This is a genomic window from Plantactinospora alkalitolerans (assembly GCF_015690345.1).
In the GTDB taxonomy this organism is placed as follows: domain Bacteria; phylum Actinomycetota; class Actinomycetes; order Mycobacteriales; family Micromonosporaceae; genus Plantactinospora; species Plantactinospora alkalitolerans.
Genome location: NZ_JADPUN010000246.1, coordinates 1 through 18,471 on the forward strand (window position 1 = coordinate 1; position 18,471 = coordinate 18,471).

The following is an 18,471-nucleotide window of genomic DNA, read 5'->3' on the forward strand; positions in this document are numbered from 1 at the left end:
TCACAGTGCTGGCGGCGGCGGCCTGGATCGCTGGTTGGGTCCGCGCCGTCCGCCGGGCCCGGCGACTCGGCGCGGCGCTCGCCGACCCCGATCCGGCCCGGATCCGCTACGTGCTGGTCACGGACCCGCGCGGCCGTCTCACCGCCCTGCTCTATCCCCGGTACGGCCATCCGGAGCAGCCGGTACTGTGCCAACCGCTCGCCGTGGCGCTGCCGGACAGGCTCGCCCTCTCCGGGTTCGCGGACCTGCACGACGCCGGCCGTTACGGTCAGCTTCTCGTCGTCGACGACCTGGTCCTCTGGCCCGCCGGCCCCGGCGAGCGACCGACTCCCGAAGCCACCCTCGACCTGGTCAACGGTCGGCGCTGAGCCGCTCGTCGTCGAGCCGTATCGCCAGCACCCCGCCGATCACCGGTACGACCAGCACGAGCAGCAGTACGCCGACCCCGGTGGTCGCGTACGCCAGCAGCAATGCCACCACGATCGCCGCGCTCGACGGGCCGGACCAGTACCGTCGCCGGCTTCGGATCGTCGACCAGGTCAGCGATCGGACGGCGTCCGGCGTACGCAGTGCGATCGAGGCCAGCCAGCCGAGCAGCACAACGGCCAGCAGGCCGGCCGGCAGCCGGAAGGCGGCAGGGTCACCGTCCAGAGTGGCGGTGAGGACCCCGCCCACCACCGCCAGGGCCACCCCGCCGAGTGCGGCCACCCCAGTCCGGACCGTCACGGAACGGACGTACGCCGCGAGGGTGTGCCGCGCCTCCGGCAGCTCCGGATCGAGTGCCGCCGCGGCGGCGACGTCCGACAGCCCCGTCCCCGGCCCGGACCGCCGCATCCGCACCACACCCAGGTTGTTCCGGGCCTGGGCGTGATCCGGGGCCAGCCCGAGTGCCGTCCGGTACGCCTGCTCCGCGTGGTCCAGCCGCCCGGCCACCAGCGCCACGTCTCCGGCCATGACGTGCGCGCCGGCCTCCTCCGGGGCCAGCGCCACCGCCCGACCGACCGCCGAGGCCGCGTCGTCGAACCGGCCCGCGTGTGCCAGGACCGTACCGAGCACCGCGTGCCCGAACCACAACTGCGGATCGGTCGCCATCGCCGTCTCGGCGTGCTCGATCGCGTCGGTCCGCCCGAGCGCGTCGGCGGTCATCGCGTACAGGCAGCGGGCCAGCACGTTCTCCGGCTCGATCTCCAGGGCGGCCCGCGCCGCCCGATCGGCGGCCATGTTCCGGCCGGCGGCCAGGCTGGCCCGAGCCAGCAGCACCAGGGCGTCGACCCGGTCGGGCTCCTGGCCCAACAGCCGTTCGACGGTCCGGATCGCCTCGACCGGCCGGCCGATCTCCAGCAGCATCTCGGCCCGCTCGTGCAGCGGGTCCGCCCGGTGCGGCGGATGCTCCTGATCCGACGAGTGGCCGTCGTGCGGAGGGTACTCGTCGGTCACCCGTCACTCCCGATCCTGGGACCAGCCGAAGACCACCGCCAACTCGGCGGCGGCGGTGGTGACGATCGCCAGCACCAGGGGCCAGGGAGAGCCGACGAGTGCGTAGAGCAGGATCAGGCAGGGCCCGGCGGCCACCGCGTACACGGCCAGGCCCAGGGTCCGGTCGGCGCGGATCAGGGCGGGCAGGCGTCCCCGGGCCAGGTTCGGTATCCGCCGGCCGAACCGCCACAGCAGCACCCCGCCGGTCACCGCCGCGATCCCGGCCCAGAGCCGGGACGAGACCGGGTTACCGGCCGCCAGGCAGGCGATCAGCACCGACGTGACGATGGTGTAGCCGGCGCCGTACATGACCAGGCGGCGGAGGCCGTCGCCGATCGTCCGGCCACCGTCGCTGCGGGTCGGCGCCAACGCGGCGGCGTCGGCGAGGTGCTCCAGCGCCTCCGAGTAGCGCCGCTGCTCCAGCCGGATCACCCCGATGTTGTGCTGCGCCTCGGCCAGTTCGGGATCCAGCCGCAGCGCCTCCCGGTACGCCCGCTCGGCCAGGTCGAACAACTCCATCCTGGCCGCTACCAGGCCGAGCACCAGATGTGCCTGCGGCTCCTCCGGCGCCAGCTCGACACCGCGCCACGCGGCGTTGATCGCCTGCTGGCCGTTGCGCGACTCGGCCAGGATCGCCGCCGCGCTGCGCTGGGCGTACGCGTCGTCCGGGCCGAGCGCCAGGATCTCGTCGGCCATCGCCGCCGCCTCCTTGAAGCGGCGCAGATCGGCCAGGGCGTGCCCCCGGATCACCAGCGGATGGACCAGTGCCGGGGCCGCGGCGATCGCCATGTCGGCGGCGGTCAGCGCCTCCTCCGACTTGCCGGCCGCGAGCTTGACCATGGCCAGCATGACCAGCGCCGGCACATTGTCGGGCTCGAGCGCGATCGCGAATCCGACTTCGGCGGCAGCCTCGTCGTACCGGCCGAGTTCGGCAAGCAGTTCGGCGCGCTGGACGTACCCTTCGGCGGACGAGGACTGGTCGGATTCGGCGTCGCTGGACACGGGGCGAGCCTATCCGGCGCTGTCCCGTCCGATGTTGACGCCCAACCGGCGAACACCCTCGCCGGCCGGACAGCCGCCGGCTTCCGGCGGGTCGGCGGCGACCCGCCGAATGCCCACTCCCCACGCACGCGAATGCGCGGTACCGTAGACGGGACCAAGCCTGGCGCTCCCCCCGTGGCGTCAGGCTTGGTCCCTAAATGTTCGCTGGCCGCAGGACGGCTTCCGCCCGGCGGATCCGGCAGCGATCCCATGCAGAGCAACGATTCCCGCAGAGCAACGCCCCCACCCCGCGCTGCCACACGGGCGTGGGGGCGGTCTGCGTCCAATTCCGATCGCGGAGAGGCCGGGGCGGTCAGGCCGGGGCGGTCAGGCCGGGGCGGTCAGGCCGGGGCGGTCAGGCCGGGGCGGTCAGGCCGGGGCGGTCAGGGTGGAGCCCTTTTCGACCACCACGGCGTTGCCGGCGGGCTGCTTGCCGGGAGTGAAGGTGAGTTCGGGAATGACGACGGCCTTGACCACCTCACCGCCCTTGGTGAACACGGCCAGTGCGCCGGTCACCATCAGGCGGCTGCCGGGCCTGATCACGGTCGTACCCACGTCGCCGTTGACCTCGTCGGCGGTCGCGCCCTCGTAGTAGCAGTAGACGGTGTCCCACTCGAACGAGGTCAAGCTGCGCAGCGGAGCGGAACCGCCGCTGCCGCGCAGGTCGGCGAGCTTGGCGTCGAGGTCCTTGTCGGACTGCGGGGTCATCGTCGGGCTCTCCTTCTCACAGGCCGCCGCCACGGGCAGCACCAGCAACGCCGCCAGCATCGTCCTTCTGCGCATCACGATCCGGTCTTCTTCTCGGGCTGGGGATGGCCCGGCAGGGTCTGGTCCCCGGGCTTGCCGGTGTCCTCGGTCCTGACCTGATCGCTGTAGTCGAGCTGGCCGTCGCCGCCGATGACCACCGTACGACCCTGCTGCACCGCCTCCTGCACCTTGTTGGCGAGTTCCTCGGGCGAGGCGTCGGGGTTCGCCACCGCGACCGAGCGGCCGACCTCGTTGTTGTACAGGTCCATCGCCTCGCGCGCGGCCGGGTTGTTCGGAAGGGTCTCGTGCGCCGACGTGAAGCGATTCGTCCAGTCCTCGCCGAACTCCTGGGTCAGGCGCGCGTTCCAGTACGCGTGGCGGAAGGCGTCATTCTGATCGTCATTACGGTCCGGGGTGGCGAACCGCGCGTCCGCCACCGCGAACGCCTCGTCGTGAATCTCCTGGAACTTCTTGAGCCCGAGCGCGCCGTGCTGGTCCTGCAGTTCGCGCAGGATGGCCGCCTCGGACGCCGTCACCTCGCGCTGATCCGTGAACCAGCTCAGCGGCGCGCCCGGGAACAACTCCTTGTTGGGGTCGTCGGCCACCTGGTACTCGCCCAGAATGGTCGAGCCGGGCCGGCGGGCGTTGGGATCCTTGGCCGCCTGGTAGATCTCCTGCCGCAGGTCCGGCACGCCGCCGATGATGGCCTGCGCGTGGCTGCTGTCGGCCAGGAAATCGGGCAGGCCGTTACGGGCCGACACGAGCGCCGCCACGGTCAGCCCCCGGGCCTCGGTCTCGGCCCGCTTCGCCCGCCCGTAATAGTCGCTCGCCTCGTTGAACAGTCGATCCGCCTCTGCGCGCACCTTCTCGACATCGTCGCCCGTGCCGATCTCGCCGATCCAGTCGAACGGATTCTGCGTACCGCGCAGGTCCTCCCACTTCTTCATCGGCTCGGAGCCCGGATCTTCGATGTGCCGGATCGCGTTACCCAGGGCACCCTCGACCCGTACGCCCTCGGCGACCAGGCGCTTGGCCTCGGTCTGCGCCGCCACGTAGTCGTCAAGAGCCCCGCCGGCCTTGTCGTACCCGTTGCGGAGCGCCTCCAGGAGCATGTCGGCCTCCTGAAGACGGCGGTCCAGCAGGTCCTTGCCCTCGCCGGTCCACTCGGTCCTGCCCTTGACCTCCTCCAAGGTTGGCAGAGCCGAGTCGACCAGCCGCACCACTCGCTTGAAATCCTCGGCCGCGACGTCGACCAGGTGTGGCTTCATCTCCTCGATGTACTTGACCTCGTCCCGGTACGTCATGGCGTCACGCCGGCCGGTAGGTCGAGTTGGTGAGGAAGGAGTCCAGTTTCTGCTGCGCCCCGGCGTCGACCTTGGTGTAGTTGCCCGACGCCACGTCGAGCTTGGTCGACAGCGCCGTCAGCAGCGCCACCACGTCCTCGTACTGGTCGTGCGCGAACCCGGCGAAGTCCTTGGTCCTGCTGGCCACCTCTTCGTGCGCGGTCGGGCTCGTCACCCGGCCCGATAGGGTCAGCTCCGGCCGCCCGGCCTGAAGCAGGCCGGCGAGTTCGAGCAGTGTGTTCGCGCTTCCGTCCAGGGATTTCGGCCTCACGTCGGTCACGACACCCACCTCCGGCCTCGATTACCGCATCGAAAGTCACGATAGTCAGCTACCGCAACGGAAGACAGTGCGTGATCAGGCGCCCGGTGGCCGGTGGATCAGGGCCACGGCGACGCCGGCCAGGCCCTCGCCCCGGCCGGTCAGTCCGAGCCCGTCGGTGGTGGTACCGGAGACCGTGACCGGGGCGCCCAGCGCCGTCGACAGCGCCTGCTGCGCCTCCGACCGGCGCGGGCCGATCTTCGGACGTACCCCGATCACCTGGACCGAGACGTTGCCGATCTCGAATCCGGCGGCCCGCACCCGGCGCGCGGTTTCGGTGAGCAGGGCCACCCCGGCGGCGCCGGCCCACTCCGGCTCGGCCACCCCGAAGTTGCTGCCCAGATCTCCGAGCGCGGCGGCGGAGAGCAGCGCGTCGCAGGCGGCGTGCGCGGCGACGTCACCGTCGGAATGACCGGCCAGCCCGTCCACCCCGGGCCAGTGCAGGCCCGCCACCCAGCAGGCCCGGCCCGACTCGAAAGCGTGTACGTCGGTACCGACGCCGACCAGCGGAAGGATCATGTACGGAAGCGTAGGCGATCAGCCGGGCTCGGAAGTCGTGGCGACATTCCGGGAGTTCTCGGCGTTCAGCAGATGCTCGGCCAGCGCCAGGTCGAACGGCCGGGTGATCTTCAGGGCGTACTCGGAACCGGGAACGCAGGCCACCCGGACGCCCTGCTTCTCGACCAGGCCGGCGTCGTCGGTGAGCGGGTCGACGGCGGCGGCGTGCGCCGCCGTGAGCACCGAGCGGCGGAACCCCTGCGGGGTCTGCACCGCGCGCAGCGCGGACCGGTCGACGGTACCGAGCACGACTCCGTCGGTCGAGACTTCCTTGATCGTGTCGACGACGGGCAGCACCGGGATCGCGGCATCCTCGCCGCTGCGAATGGCCGTGGCCACCGCCTCGACGAGTATCGCCGGGGTCAACGCCCGCGCCGCGTCGTGGACCAGGACGATCTCGGGGCCGGGTGGCACCGCGGCCAGCGCGGCGGCGACCGACTCCTGCCGGGTGGCGCCTCCGGCCACCACGATCAACTCGGCGATCGGTGCGAGCAGTTCCCGGACCGCCTCGGCATCGCCGGGCGGCGCAGCGACGACGATGGTGTGCACCGAGGGGGCCGCCGCGATCCGCCGTACGGCGTGCACCAGCAGCGGTTCGCCGCCGATCTGGCGAAGTGCCTTGGGGCCGCCGGGGCCGAGTCTCACTCCGGCACCCGCGGCCGGAACGAGGACCGCGACGTCACCGCGCGGATTGAGCTGCGCGGTCACGTCGCGGTCCTCGGACTTTCTCCGATACGCAGGCACGGGCGGAACGTGCCAGCTTGGGGGCTATGCCTCGGTGAGCACCTTGTCGAGGAGGGATTCCGCTTCGTCCTTGGTGCTCTTTTCGGCGAGTGCGACCTCACCGACCAGGATGTCGCGGGCCTTGGCGAGCATCCGCTTTTCACCCGCGGACAGGCCCCGCTCCCGCTCCCGGCGCCAGAGGTCGCGAACAACCTCAGCCACCTTGAGTGGGTTACCGGAGGCCAGCTTTTCCAAATTTGCCTTGTAACGCCGCGACCAGTTGGTCGGCTCCTCGGTGTGCGGAGCACGGAGGACATCGAAGACCTTGCCCAGGCCCTCTTCGCCGACCACTTCGCGCACGCCCACAATCTCGGCATTCTCGGCGGGCACCCGGACCGTCAGATCACCCTGAGCGACCCTGAGGACGAGGTACTGCTTAGGCTCGCCCTTGATGACCCGAGTCTCGATTGCCTCGATGAGTGCGGCCCCGTGGTGGGGGTAAACAACGGTCTCGCCGACACTGAAAACCATAGGTTCGAAACCCCTTTCGCTGTGTCTAGGGTAACACGCTCAGGCACCGATGTCCCACCGCAGTCCTGACCGTTAGCGCAGCTCAGAGGCCCTGTGAGAGGTCTTTCTTCGGCTTGACAGGACGGTGTTCCGTAGATTTCGCCACGCTGCGTGACGAACGGATCACCGGCCGGCAAGGCGGATCGGAAAAATCGGATGTAGGGCGTTGCGGTTCTACCAGCATATCTCTTCGACGCGAAGCCAGCCCCCTACTGGCGATACGCCCTCCGGTGGGGGAGGCTGGAGCAGAGCCCGATTCACACCTGCGGTGACCGGCCAGGGGGCGCGCTATGAGCACGTCGGCGGACGGCGACGGTCGGCCGGACAACGGCCCGTTCGACGGGGTGCCCGACCTGCCGGCCGAATGGGGCCGGATCGTGATCCCCGATGATCCCGCCGAGCTCGCCGACGAGGCCGCGGAGGTACGCCGCGAACTGCGGCAGCAGGCTCGCCGCGAGGACTGGCGCCGCCGGCTGGGACTGCCCTCGGCGACCTCCGGCCCGTCGCCGCTGCGAATCTGCCTGCTCGTCATGTCCATCGCTCTACTGGCGACCCTGACCAGCCTCTTCGCGATCGCCTGGCCCGGCCAGCCGCGTCCGGTCGCCACCGGCCGTACGAATCCGAGCGCCCCGCCGGGACGCACCCTGCCCGCCCTGGACCTGGTCGGCGAGGACGGTCGACTGGTTCCGTTGCGCGGGCTGCTGCCGGCCGTGATCGTCCTGATCGACGGCTGCACCTGCGCCGACGAACTGGAGGCCGCCGTGCGGGCCGTACCGCCCGGGATCACCGTGGTGGCGGTCAGCGCTCGCCGCTCCGTACCGAGCCCGCAGACGATGCGACCGCCCGGCGCCGGCGGCACGCCCCGCTACCTGACCGATCCGACCTCGGAGGTACGGGGCTCCGTGCAACTGGCACAGCGGCCCGGAACGGCCAGCGCCCTCCTGGTCGGCGGGACCGGCGAGATCATCCGGACCGTACCGGTGCTGACCTCGGTCGCGGATTACCAGGCCGACCTGGCCCGCCTGACGACCGTCCGCTGATGTCCGCCGCCCCGGCATCAGGGTAGGGCGACCATCTGCAACGCGACCTCGACGTGCCGGTGGTTCAACCGCCTGGCCATGATGGTCAGGTGGTCCCCGGACGCGACGATCCGGACGCTGCGGAACGGTCCCGGGCAACTGACCGACTTCGACCAGGTCTCCACCGTCCCGCGCACCCGGACGTGCAGCTCTCCCTGGGTGAGGCAGACGTACTGCAGGAGATAGCGGCCTCCCGGCCGGGAGGCCACCGACCAGGTGACGAACCGGCGCTCGTTGAGCGTCGCCGCCTCCCGCCACACGGTCTCGGGAAAGCGCGGCAGGGCCGACAGCCTGATCGCGGCGCCCCGTTCGACGGGCGGGTACGCACCGCCGGTCCCGGTCGCGACCTCCGACGCACCGACCACACCGCGCGCCGGGGCGATCGGCGCGGGGGCCGAGTTCGCCCTCCACCAGCCACCGATTCCGACGGCCACCACCACCGCCACCGTCAACGCCAACCTGCGCACTCGACCGCCTCCCTCGCCGGCCCAGCGGGTACGTCCTAGTAGCCACCCCGCCCAACCTCGTCCGGCAACGGGTCATCCGTCGACACGGCACCGGACCGCAGGTCCAGCAGGGCCGCGTAGAGGGTCAGCCCCGGTCCGAACGCGAGCATTACCACGGTACGGGGTGGAGCGGCGGAACGCCGGAGTCGATCAAGAATCAGCAGGGATGTGGGAGAAGAACAGTTGCCGTACTCGTCGAGGGTCGCCCGGGACGCGGCCAGGGCCTCCGGCGGCAGGCCGAGTTCCTCCTCCACGACGTTCAGGATCCGGGGTCCACCCGGATGCACCGCCCAGCCGTCCACCTCGGAGATCCGCCGGTCGTGCCGGCCCAGCAGCGAGGTCACCAGGCCGGTCACGTGCGCCGCGAGCACCTGCGGCACCTTGGGCGACAGTCCCATCCGGAAACCGGTGTCGGTCAGCTCCCAGGTCATGTGGTCGGCCGTCGAGGTGTCGGTCACCGCGGTGACCTCCCGGACCGCGTATCCCGGTCGGCGGCCGGGCGCCACCACCACGGCGACGGCGGCGTCGGAGAAGAGCGCGTGCGAGACGATCTGCTGGGTGTCCATCCGGGCCGAGGACGGCTGGATGTGCAGGCTGGTCAGCTCGGCGCAGAGCAGCAGCGCCGGACGCCCCCGGGCCGACACGAAGTCGTTCGCGGCGCCCAGGCCGGGCAGCGCGGCATAACATCCCATGTGACCGACGAACATCCGCTGGGTGTCGGCCGCCATCCCCATGTCGCGGGCCAGCAGGATGTCCAGGCCCGGAGTCGCGTAGCCGGTGCACGAGCAGACCACGAACAGGCCGATGTCCCCGGCGCGCAGGCCGGCGTCGGTCAACGCCCGGCCGACCGCCTCCTTGCCCAGCGGCAGCGCCTCGATCTGGTAACGGCGCATCCGGCGCTCCGTCGGCCAGTCCGAGACGTCCTCCAGGAGCGGATTGACCGCCGCGTGCCGTCGGGTGACCCCGGAGTTGGCGAAGATCCGCTGGGCGAGCGCCCGGGTGGTGCCGGAGAAGTGCTGGGCAAAGTATCCCTTCCACAGCTCGTCCTGGCCGGCCCCCGGTGGCAGCGCCACGCCCAGGCCGACGATCACACCAGACCCGATCTCCCTACCAACACTCACCTTGCCGCCCTCCGATCGCGACTGCGGACCCTGCCCACGCTTGGCGCGCTCACCGAGCCCAACCCCCGAGCGTTCCTTCGGGACTCGCAAACCGGTGCCGGGCGCCTCACCATCGCGGGGCCGAACCGTCCCGGTCCGGGTCACCGCCCAGCGCGGCGATGCCGAGCCAGTCGGCGCACACGTCCGAGGTGGCCGGGTGCAGAGATCCGCAGCGGGCATCCCGGTAGAGCCGCTCCAGCGGATGCCCCCGTCGGGTCGCGGAGGTCCCGGCGGCCTCCACCATCGACGCCGCCACCTCCGCCGCGGTCGTCCCGGCCAGCAGCTTGGCCCGCCACACCCAGCGGTTCGTCTCGACGTCACCCGGCGCCTCGTCGACCCGGCGGGCCGCCTCGGTCACCGCCAACTGGGCGGCGGCGGTCGCGGCGTCCGCCCGACCGACCCGGGCCCGTACCGCCGGCAGGCCGTCCAGCCCCCGTGCGGTCAGGTGCTCCACCGCGGCGTCGATCGCCGCGCGGGCCACTCCGACGTACACCGCCGCATAGCTGGCCACCAGCCAGTGCGGCATGAGCTGGGCGACCACCAGGGCCAGCCCCTCCACGCCGCCGAGCAGCCGGTCGGCCGGCACCGCCACGTCCAGGTGCAGGTCGTGCGAGGCGGTGGCCCGCATGCCGAGCGCGTCCCAGGTCGGCTCGACGTGCAGGCCGTCCCCGCTGGCCGGCACCAGGAACTGGGAGACGACCGACCCGTCGGCGGCACTGCGCGCGGCCACCAGGTAGGCGTCGGCGTGGCCCGCCCCGGAGCAGAACGTCTTCGCCCCCTTGATGTGGTACCCGCCGTCCACCGCCTCGTACGTGGTCGTCAGCTTGGACAGTCGGGACCCGGCCCCGCGCTCGCTCATCGCGACGCCGTACCAGGCACCGGCGGCCGCCTCGGCGAGCAGCCGGTCCCGGGCGGCGAGCGCCTCGTCGGGTACGCCCAGCGCCTCGGCCAGTTCCTCGGTCAGCGCCCCCAACGCACCGGTCACCGAGGCGTGCATGTTGAAGACCAGCGCCGTCGCGCCGTTGCCCCGGGCGAGTTCGCTGGCGACCCCGGCGTACCCGGCGAAGCTGGCACCGAGGCCACCGAGTGCCGGCGGAACCATCAGGCCGAAGAGCCCGGCGGCCCGCAGGTCGGCGAAGTCCTCGACCGGAAAGGTGCCGTCCCGGTCGTGCTCGGCCGCCCGGGCGGCCAGTCTGGGCGCCAACCGACGCGCCGCTGCGAGGGCGTCCACTGTCATCCGTGCCCCTTTCCGCACCGGCCGGAACCGGCGCTGCCGCTCGCGCTACCGCTCCTTGGTTCCCCACCCCTGGTAGAGCACCGCCGCCGACCAGGTCGGCACGATCCGCGGCGGGTACCGCTCCGGTCCGGAATCCCGGAGTCCGGGTCCGGGCCGGACCCGCCCGACGGCTCGGCCGACCAGCCAGCGCACCACCGACCAGCTCCCCGGCCGTACACCCCGGACCCGCAGGTGGATCCCGTGCCGGGCGCACTCCCGGACCAGGGCCCGCGAGTCGACGAACAGCCGGGGATCGTGGATCCCCCGGGGCACCCCGGGCAGCCGCTCGGCCACCCGGACCGCCAGCAGCCGGCTCAGCGCGGTGGCGTTGAGGGTGTCCAGCACCAGCGTGCCGCCGGGCCGGAGCACCCGAGCCGCCTCGGCCACCACCTCCGGCCAGTCCGGAACGTGTTCGAGCAGCTCGCCGGCGGCCACCACGTCGGCACAGTGGTCCGCCAGCGGCACGGCGGCGGCGTCCGCGTTGATCGGCTGGACCCCGTGCGCGGCGGCCTGCCGGAGCGCGGAGCGGACCAGGTCGACGCCGACGTGCCGGTAGCCCTTGCCGGCGACCCGGGGAGCGAGCAGACCGGCGCCGCAGCCGAGATCGACCAGGACCGCTCCCGGACGGGTGGCCGAGGGCACCAGCGCCGCCCGCGCCTCGGCCAGCCAGTGCAGCATCGCGAAGGCGCCGTCCGGATCCCACCACTCGTCGGCCAGGTCGTCGTACTGGCGTGGGTCGTTGCGCGGCAGGGTCCGGACCGGAGCGCCGGACGCCGGGCACCCAGTTCCCGGCCCGACCTCCTCGTACCGCATGCGATCGAGCCTGGCACGACCGAGCGGTAACAACCAGACTTCCCATATGTCGCATGTGGTGTTAGGGCTGGTCCGGGCGAGCCACCCCGAGCCGGCGGTCGCGGTGACCACGGTGTCCGCCCTGCTCGCCTGGGGCATCGGGCACCCGCCCGCCGGGATCGTGGCGGTGGCCCTCACCGTGCTGGCCAGTCAGCTCGCGATCGGCTGGGTCAACGACTGCCTGGACGCCGACCGGGACACCGCGGTCGGCCGGCGGGACAAGCCGGTGGCGAGCGGCATGATCAGTCGACGCGCGGTGGGGCTGGCCGGCGCGGCCGCCGCCGTCCTGACCCCGCTGCCCGCGCTCGCCCTCAATCCGACGGCCGCCGCCTGGGCCACCGTCGCCCTGATCTCCGCGCTGCTCTACAACTGGCCGCTGAAGTCCACCCCGGCGTCGGTGCTGCCGTACGCGGTGTCGTTCGGGACGTTGCCGGCCTTCGTCGTACTCGGGTTGCCCGGCGCCCCGACCCCGCCCGCCTGGCTGGTGGGCGCCGGGGCGCTGCTCGGCGCCGGGGCCCACTTCGCGAACGTGCTGCCCGACCTGGCCGACGACGAACGGACCGGGGTCCGTGGGCTGCCGCACCGGCTGGGCCCGACCGGGTCCCGGATCGCCGCCGCCGGGCTGCTCCTGGCCGCCACCGCGACGCTGGTCCTCGGGCCCCCAGGGCCACCGTCCTGGGCAGGGCTGACCGCGATCGTGGTCGCCGCCGTGGTGCCGCCGGCCGGCTGGTACGCGAGCCGGGCCGCCGCCGCCCGGGGCGACCGCCCGGTGGCCGTCTTCCGGGCCGTCATGCTGGTCGCGCTGATCGACGTCGTGCTGCTGGTGGCGAGCGGTCGGGTGGTCTGACCCCGCGCCCGGGTGGTCCGGTTCAGGTGGTCGCACGGTCCGGGCCAGGCGGCCGGAACGGGGCGGGGACAGGGTCGGAACGCGGCCGGGATACCGGGTCGGCGTACAGGAGGCGATCACCGCCCACTACCCTGGAGCCCGTTGGGCCCGGGTACGACCACCGTGCCCGTTCCGCCGAGCCGGGGATCGCGACGGCGACCGGATTCGCAACGAGGAGGACCAGGTGACGCGCTCGATCAGGGGGGCCCGGCGAGCCGCGGCGATGCTGACCGGTACGGCAGCCGCCACCACCCTGCTGCTGTCCGGATGCGGGACGGGCCAGATCGCGGAGACCGCCGCGAAGGTGCCCACCAGCATCGGTGCCAACGCGCAGTCGCCCGACAACAACTTCAAGGTCCGCAACCTGTCGATCGACTATTCCAGGGTCGAGGGCTACCGGGCCGGCGAGAACGCGCCGCTCAATGTCGCCCTCTACAACGACTCCGGCCAGCCCGTGACAGTCAAGATCACCCCCGAGGGTGCCCGGGCCGTGGTGCTCACCGGACCCTCGGCCCCTCCCACGCCGGGCGGTACGGCCTCGGCCAGCCCCTCGCCCGCGACGACCTCCGGCAGCCCCGAACCGGGCGGTTCGGCCTCGGCGACGCCGTCCGGGGGAGCGTCGGCCAGCCCGAGCCCGACCCCGGCCCCGGAGGCTGCGGCCGAGATCCGGATTCCCGCCGGCGGATTCGTCGTCCTGAACAAGGCCGTCGGAAGCTGGCTCCAACTGGCCGGGCTGACCGAGGCGCTGCTCCCGGGCGAGTCGGTGCCGCTGACGTTCGACTTCAGCGGAACCAAGGTGCTCCTCGACGCGCCCGTCGCGGTGCCGCTGACCCCGGCGCCCACCGGCGCCCCGGTCGTCGGGGGGAACGAAGAGGGCCACGGCGGCTGAGCGGGTTCCGGAGCCCGACCGGTTCCTGGACGGCCCGGCGACGCGTTGGCGTACCGACGAGGATGGCACGCGCTCGGCGCCGGTTTCGTCGTATGAGTTGGATAGCGTGCTGAGGTGAACAGCCGAGCCACGTCCCGCCCAGCCGCTGGCCGCACCCGGGCCGCGACCCGCGATCCCCGGCCCGCCTACGAGTGCGACGCCTGCGGCCACCAGCCGCCCAAGTGGGTCGGGCGCTGCCCGGAGTGCGGCGAGTGGGGTGCCGTCGTCGAGTCGACGCTCACCGGTCCCACCGTCTCCGGCCGGGTCGTGAGTTCCCGGGCGCCGGCCGAGCCCGCCCGGCCCATCGCCACGATCAGCGCGGCGCCGGCCCGAGCCGTCCCCACCGGGGTGCCCGAGCTCGATCGGGTGCTCGGCGGCGGCCTGGTGCCCGGCGCGGTGGTGTTGCTCGCCGGTGAGCCAGGGGTCGGCAAGTCGACCCTGCTGCTCGACGTGGCCCAGCAGTGGGCGGCCGGCGCCGGCAGCCCCTCGCTGGTGGTCAGCGGTGAGGAGTCGGTGAGCCAGGTCCGGCTCCGGGCCGAGCGGATGGGCGCGCTGCACGACCAGCTCTATCTGGCCGCCGAGAACGATCTCGGGGCCGTCCTCGGGCACCTGGACGCGGTCAAGCCGGGCCTGCTCGTGCTCGACTCCGTGCAGACGATCTCCACTCCGGGCACCGAGGGAGTGCCCGGCGGGGTGACCCAGGTCCGGGCGGTCACCGCCGCCCTGGTCTCGATCGCCAAGGAGCGGGGCCTCGCGACCGTGCTGGTCGGGCACGTCACCAAGGACGGCCAGGTGGCCGGCCCGAGGGTGCTGGAGCATCTGGTCGACGTGGTGCTGCACTTCGAGGGCGACAAGCATTCCTCGCTGCGGATGGTCCGGGGTATCAAGAACCGGTTCGGCACGGCCGACGAGGTCGGTTGCTTCGAGATGCACGAGGGTGGGATCAGCAGCCTGGCCGATCCGTCCGGGCTGTTCCTGACCCGGTCCACCGAACCGGTCCCGGGGACCTGCGTGACGGTGGCCATGGAGGGCCGGCGGGCGCTGGTCACCGAGGTGCAGGCACTGATCGGCGCCACGGTCGCCGGCTCACCCCGCCGGACGGTCTCCGGCCTGGACAGCGCCCGGCTGGCCATGGTGCTCGCGGTGCTGCAACGCCGGACCGAGCGGCTGACCCTGCACGACCGGGAGGTCTTCGCCGCCACCGTCGGCGGGATCCGGGTGGTCGAGCCGGCCGCCGATCTCGCGGTCGCGCTCGCCGTCGCGTCCGGCGGTCTGAACCTGGCCATCGCACCGAACCTGGTGGCGATCGGCGAGGTGGGTCTGACCGGTGAGGTACGCCGGGTCGCCGCCGTACCGCGCCGGCTGGCCGAGGCGGCCCGTCTCGGCTTCCGGTTCGCTCTGGTGCCCACCGGTTGCGGACCGACGGCGACCGGGGCGGGGCCGGAGAACATGCGGGTGATGGAAGTCACCGACGTGCGATCGGCGCTGCAGTCCGTGGCGCGGATATCGGCTGAGTAACCATACGGTCACGGAGCTGCGGCATGCCACGCCATGCAATGCTTGCGGCCGTTGCTATCCGGGGTCCGACGGGAACCGCCGTGCCGGCAAGGCCGGTCATTCAGGTGCAAACAGGATACTTCGCAGCCGGTTCCGAGACGGTACCGACGGCGCCTCGATGGGAGGAAACAGGCACAGTGGCACGTCACAGTAACCACGGCAGCACCCAACGCAGGGCGGTCCGTAGAATGTCCGAGTGCCGATCGACCGCGAAGCGAACCGAACCGCCAGCGCGGCCTCCCCTGTCCGCACCAGCGCCGCCGGCTCGCCGGCACGCCCTGTCGGCGTCGGAGTGACCGTGACCGGCGGAGGGCTGACCGGGGATCCGTTGCGTGCCAACCTCGCGCTGATGGCGCCGGGTACGGCACTACGTGACGGCCTGGAACGCATCCTGCGTGGCCGCACGGGTGCCCTGATCGTGCTCGGCTACGACAAGGTCGTCGAAACGCTGTGCACCGGCGGCTTCCCCCTTGACGTCGAGTTCTCCGCGACCCGGGTCCGCGAGTTGTGCAAAATGGACGGCGCCGTGGTGCTGTCCAGCGACGGCACCCGGATCGTCCGCGCCGCCGTGCATCTGATGCCCGATCCGTCGATCCCGACCGAGGAATCCGGCACCCGGCACCGCACCGCCGAGCGGGTGGGCAGGCAGACCGGTTTCCCCGTGATCTCGGTCAGCCAGTCGATGCGGATCATCAGCCTCTACGTCAACGGCCAGCGGCACGTGCTGGACGACTCGGCGGCGATCCTGTCCCGGGCCAACCAGGCGCTGGCCACCCTGGAGCGGTACAAGCTCCGGCTGGACGAGGTCTCCGGCACGCTGTCCGCGCTGGAAATCGAGGACCTGGTCACGGTCCGCGACGCGGTGGCCGTGGTGCAGCGGCTGGAGATGGTCCGTCGGATCGCCGACGAGATCGCCGGATACGTCGTGGAGTTGGGTACCGACGGCCGACTCCTCGCCCTCCAGCTCGACGAGCTGATGGCGGGCGTGGACGCCGACCGGACGCTGGTCATCCGGGACTACCTGCCGACCGGACGCAAGGCTCGGACCCTTGACGAGGCTCTGGTCGAACTTGACCTGCTCACCGCGACCGAGCTGATCGACCTGGTCGCGGTCGCCAAGGCGATCGGCTACCCGGGCGCCTCGGACGCGCTCGACGCGGCGGTCAGCCCACGCGGCTTCCGGCTGCTCGCCAAGGTGCCCCGGCTGCCCGGCCTCGTGGTCGACCGGCTGGTCGGACACTTCGGCAGCCTGCAACGGTTGCTCGGCGCGACGGTCGAGGACCTCCAGGCCGTCGACGGGGTGGGTGACGCCCGCGCCCGGGGCGTACGGGAGGGGCTCTCCCGGCTCGCCGAGGCGTCCATTCTGGAGCGGTACGTCTAACCCTCGGCCCGTCCGGCGCTCCCCCGGCTCCGCCGGTACGTCTCGGGTCAGCCGGTACGTCTCGGGTCAGCCGGTACGTCTCGGGTCAGCCGGTGATGGTGAGCCGGACCGGATCGCTGTGCTTGTCACCCAGCCGGCCGAAGAGCTGGTAGGTGCCGGCCGACGGGTAGGGCCCGGCGGCGACCCCGTTGCCGCACTTGGAACTCTCCCGACCGTTCCACGAGATCGTGTACGTGTTCTCGTGGTTGGGCGGGAACGGCCGTACGTCGTTGGACCGGACGGTGGCACAGTCGTCGGACGACCAGACCTTGCGGGCACCGAGCTTGATGTACAGCTCCTGTAGGTCGGCACCGACGTCCCGGTTACAGGTCCGGCTCGAGACATTCTTGATTTTGATTCGTAGCTCGACCGGCTCACCCCGCTGCGCGGAGGCCTGCGAGGGCACCGGGACGACCGACATCTCCGCATCGGTGCACTCGTTCTGCACCGGTGGCGGGGCCGCCGGCACCTGTCCACCGCCGGCCGGCTCGACCGGAGGGCCGCCGCCGTCATCCTGCGGCGTGCCGGACGGGTCACCGCTCGACGCTGGGTCCACGGGACCACCCGACTCGGGGGCACCGGACTGCGAGGCGTCGACCTCCGGGGTGAGCAGCGGGGTCGGCCCGGTCGACTGACCCGAGCCGCCGCCCTTACCGGGGTTGTCCGGCTCGCCGCTCGACCCGAAGCACGAGTACAGCAGCACGATCAGAAAAAGCAGCCCGGCACCGAGCACGACGGCTCGACGCCGCCAGTACACGGCGGGCGGCAGGGGGCCAACCGTCAAACGCATAATGTCCTCACCGTATCGGCACCCGTGCCGCCGACCCTCACGACGCGCCGGGGGCCCGCCGAGGCGTACCCGATCGGTCCGGACACCGTCGGGCGGACCCGGCGGCGGCGCCGTCTCCGCCGGGCCTCACAGATAGACCTTGCGCTGGTAGACGGCGTGCGCTCCGGCCACCCGGTCGAGGAACAACCGACCCAGACAATGATCGATCTCGTGTTGCAGGGCTCGCGCCTCGAAGCCATCGGTGACCAGCCGTACCGCCGCACCGGTGCCTGGCAGCACCGCCTGGACCACCACCCGGCTGGCCCGCTTGACGTCACCGGTCAGGTCGGGGACCGACATGCAGCCCTCCCGGCCCAGCCGCCACCGGCTGGCCTCGACCACCTCCGCGTTGCAGAGCACGAAGGTGCCGTGCGACGTCAGTGTCTTCGGATGGCCGGTGACATCCACGGCGAAGACCCTGGCGCCGACCCCGACCTGCGGCGCGGCCAGGCCGACGCAGCCGGGCGACACCCGCATGGTGGCGACCAGGTCGGCGGCGAGCCGGACCACGTCGTCGGCGAGGGGATCGACCTGCTCGCCGGCCCGGCTCAACACCCCGACCGGAGCGGTGAGCACCGACCGCACCCCACCCCGATCGCCGAGCACCGCCGTCGTCCAGTCCCCCAGACCACAGTCCTGTCCGGCGGTCACAACATGTCCGAGTCGGCTCGGCGCAGGGTGACCTCCACATCCAGCCGGGCGGCCGCCTCGGCCAGCCGCTCGGCGAGGCCCTCCGCCGTACCCGGCGGCAGCTCGACCTCGGCGAGAAGGACGTAAAGCGGCCCGCTGAGCCGAGTGGTCAGGTCGGTCAGGTTGCCACCGGTCTCGGCCAGCACCCGGGTCAGCGCCGAGACGATGCCGAGCCGGTCGGCCCCGTGCACCGACATCAGGTAGGGCTCGCCGATCGGAGTACTCGTCGCCTCCGCACCGACCTGCCGAACCGTTGCCACCAGTGGGCCGTCGGCGACGACCGGAGCCAGCGCGGCCTCCGCCTCCGGCCCGGAGGGGCCGACGCAGATCAGCGTCATCGCGAAGTGTCCACGTAGCCGGGTCATGGTCGAGTCGGTCAGGTTCGCCCCGACCTCGGCGAGCGCCTCCGCGACGTCGGCCACGATGCCGGGCCGGTCCGGACCGATGACGGTGATCGCCAGCTCACTCATCCGGGCAGTCTGCCCGATCCACCCCCGCCCCGGGGCTCGAC

Annotated in this window: 21 protein-coding genes; 6 read left to right on the forward strand and 15 right to left on the reverse strand. The window is 72.3% G+C overall.

The window, feature by feature from the left end:
- Positions 1–368, forward strand: a 368-nt coding sequence (locus I0C86_RS27525; protein ID WP_230394893.1) for a hypothetical protein, incomplete at its 5' end; no start/stop codon positions are given.
- Here I0C86_RS27525 and I0C86_RS27530 read toward each other — a convergent pair.
- The 8 genes from I0C86_RS27530 to I0C86_RS27565 form a co-directional block, all read right to left on the reverse strand.
- Positions 352–1,437, reverse strand: a complete 1,086-nt coding sequence (locus I0C86_RS27530; protein WP_196204207.1) for a tetratricopeptide repeat protein — start codon at positions 1,435–1,437, stop codon at positions 352–354. The genes I0C86_RS27525 and I0C86_RS27530 overlap by 17 nt on opposite strands.
- A 3-nt stretch (positions 1,438–1,440) precedes the next feature.
- Positions 1,441–2,478: a tetratricopeptide repeat protein gene (locus tag I0C86_RS27535; RefSeq protein ID WP_196204208.1), complete on the reverse strand. Its 1,038-nt coding sequence runs from the start codon at positions 2,476–2,478 to the stop codon at positions 1,441–1,443.
- A 408-nt stretch (positions 2,479–2,886) separates the two neighbouring features.
- Positions 2,887–3,303: a hypothetical protein gene (locus I0C86_RS27540; RefSeq protein ID WP_196204209.1), complete on the reverse strand. Its 417-nt coding sequence runs from the start codon at positions 3,301–3,303 to the stop codon at positions 2,887–2,889.
- Positions 3,300–4,568: a DUF6973 domain-containing protein gene (locus I0C86_RS27545; protein WP_196204210.1), complete on the reverse strand. Its 1,269-nt coding sequence runs from the start codon at positions 4,566–4,568 to the stop codon at positions 3,300–3,302. The genes I0C86_RS27540 and I0C86_RS27545 overlap by 4 nt, the downstream gene beginning before the upstream one ends.
- 4 nt (positions 4,569–4,572) lie before the next feature.
- Positions 4,573–4,887 (reverse strand): hypothetical protein, encoded by a 315-nt coding sequence (locus I0C86_RS27550; RefSeq protein ID WP_196204211.1) that lies wholly within the window; start codon positions 4,885–4,887, stop codon positions 4,573–4,575.
- Between the two features lie 75 nt (positions 4,888–4,962).
- Positions 4,963–5,445 (reverse strand): 2-C-methyl-D-erythritol 2,4-cyclodiphosphate synthase, encoded by a 483-nt coding sequence (gene ispF, locus I0C86_RS27555; RefSeq protein WP_196204212.1) that lies wholly within the window; start codon positions 5,443–5,445, stop codon positions 4,963–4,965.
- An 18-nt stretch (positions 5,446–5,463) separates the two neighbouring features.
- Positions 5,464–6,192 carry a 2-C-methyl-D-erythritol 4-phosphate cytidylyltransferase gene (gene ispD / locus I0C86_RS27560; protein ID WP_196204213.1) on the reverse strand — a complete coding sequence of 243 codons (729 nt, stop codon included), beginning with the start codon at positions 6,190–6,192 and terminating at the stop codon, positions 5,464–5,466.
- A gap of 60 nt (positions 6,193–6,252) precedes the next feature.
- Positions 6,253–6,738, reverse strand: coding sequence for a CarD family transcriptional regulator (locus I0C86_RS27565; RefSeq protein ID WP_192766555.1), 486 nt, complete (start codon positions 6,736–6,738; stop codon positions 6,253–6,255).
- 329 nt (positions 6,739–7,067) lie between these two features.
- On the opposite strand from I0C86_RS27565, the gene I0C86_RS27570 reads away from it, so the two are divergent.
- Positions 7,068–7,817 (forward strand): hypothetical protein, encoded by a 750-nt coding sequence (locus I0C86_RS27570; protein WP_196204214.1) that lies wholly within the window; start codon positions 7,068–7,070, stop codon positions 7,815–7,817.
- 17 nt (positions 7,818–7,834) lie between these two features.
- Here the strand turns inward: I0C86_RS27570 and I0C86_RS27575 are convergent, their stop codons facing one another.
- From I0C86_RS27575 to ubiG, 4 genes are all read right to left on the reverse strand, one after another.
- Positions 7,835–8,323, reverse strand: a complete 489-nt coding sequence (locus I0C86_RS27575) for a hypothetical protein (RefSeq protein ID WP_196204215.1) — start codon at positions 8,321–8,323, stop codon at positions 7,835–7,837.
- Positions 8,324–8,358: 35 nt separating this feature from the next.
- On the reverse strand, positions 8,359–9,483 hold the full coding sequence (locus tag I0C86_RS27580) for a type III polyketide synthase (RefSeq protein WP_407676356.1): 1,125 nt from the start codon (positions 9,481–9,483) through the stop codon (positions 8,359–8,361).
- Positions 9,484–9,589: 106 nt separating this feature from the next.
- Entirely contained in the window at positions 9,590–10,759 is a 1,170-nt protein-coding gene (locus I0C86_RS27585; RefSeq protein ID WP_196204216.1) for an acyl-CoA dehydrogenase family protein, read from the reverse strand.
- A gap of 45 nt (positions 10,760–10,804) precedes the next feature.
- On the reverse strand, positions 10,805–11,611 hold the full coding sequence (gene ubiG / locus I0C86_RS27590) for a bifunctional 2-polyprenyl-6-hydroxyphenol methylase/3-demethylubiquinol 3-O-methyltransferase UbiG (protein ID WP_196204217.1): 807 nt from the start codon (positions 11,609–11,611) through the stop codon (positions 10,805–10,807).
- Positions 11,612–11,657: 46 nt separating this feature from the next.
- On the opposite strand from ubiG, the gene I0C86_RS27595 reads away from it, so the two are divergent.
- The 4 genes from I0C86_RS27595 (at position 11,658) to disA (ending at position 16,402) form a co-directional block, all read left to right on the forward strand.
- Complete coding sequence (locus I0C86_RS27595; protein ID WP_196204218.1) at positions 11,658–12,497, forward strand: UbiA family prenyltransferase; 840 nt, start codon at positions 11,658–11,660, stop codon at positions 12,495–12,497.
- A gap of 223 nt (positions 12,498–12,720) precedes the next feature.
- A complete protein-coding gene (locus I0C86_RS27600) occupies positions 12,721–13,425 on the forward strand; it encodes a hypothetical protein (RefSeq protein ID WP_196204219.1) in 705 nt (234 codons plus the stop codon).
- 114 nt (positions 13,426–13,539) lie between these two features.
- On the forward strand, positions 13,540–14,982 hold the full coding sequence (radA, locus tag I0C86_RS27605; RefSeq protein WP_196204220.1) for a DNA repair protein RadA: 1,443 nt from the start codon (positions 13,540–13,542) through the stop codon (positions 14,980–14,982).
- 235 nt (positions 14,983–15,217) lie between these two features.
- Positions 15,218–16,402, forward strand: coding sequence for a DNA integrity scanning diadenylate cyclase DisA (gene disA, locus I0C86_RS27610; RefSeq protein ID WP_196204221.1), 1,185 nt, complete (start codon positions 15,218–15,220; stop codon positions 16,400–16,402).
- Positions 16,403–16,487: 85 nt separating this feature from the next.
- On the opposite strand, the gene I0C86_RS27615 is transcribed toward disA, so the two are convergent.
- The 3 genes from I0C86_RS27615 to I0C86_RS27625 form a co-directional block, all read right to left on the reverse strand.
- A complete protein-coding gene (locus tag I0C86_RS27615) occupies positions 16,488–17,231 on the reverse strand; it encodes a hypothetical protein (protein ID WP_196204222.1) in 744 nt (247 codons plus the stop codon).
- A 126-nt stretch (positions 17,232–17,357) separates the two neighbouring features.
- Positions 17,358–17,921, reverse strand: coding sequence for a peptide deformylase (locus I0C86_RS27620; RefSeq protein ID WP_196204223.1), 564 nt, complete (start codon positions 17,919–17,921; stop codon positions 17,358–17,360).
- Entirely contained in the window at positions 17,918–18,430 is a 513-nt protein-coding gene (locus I0C86_RS27625; RefSeq protein WP_196204224.1) for a glycine cleavage system protein R, read from the reverse strand. The genes I0C86_RS27620 and I0C86_RS27625 overlap by 4 nt, the downstream gene beginning before the upstream one ends.
- Positions 18,431–18,471 lie beyond the last annotated feature (41 nt).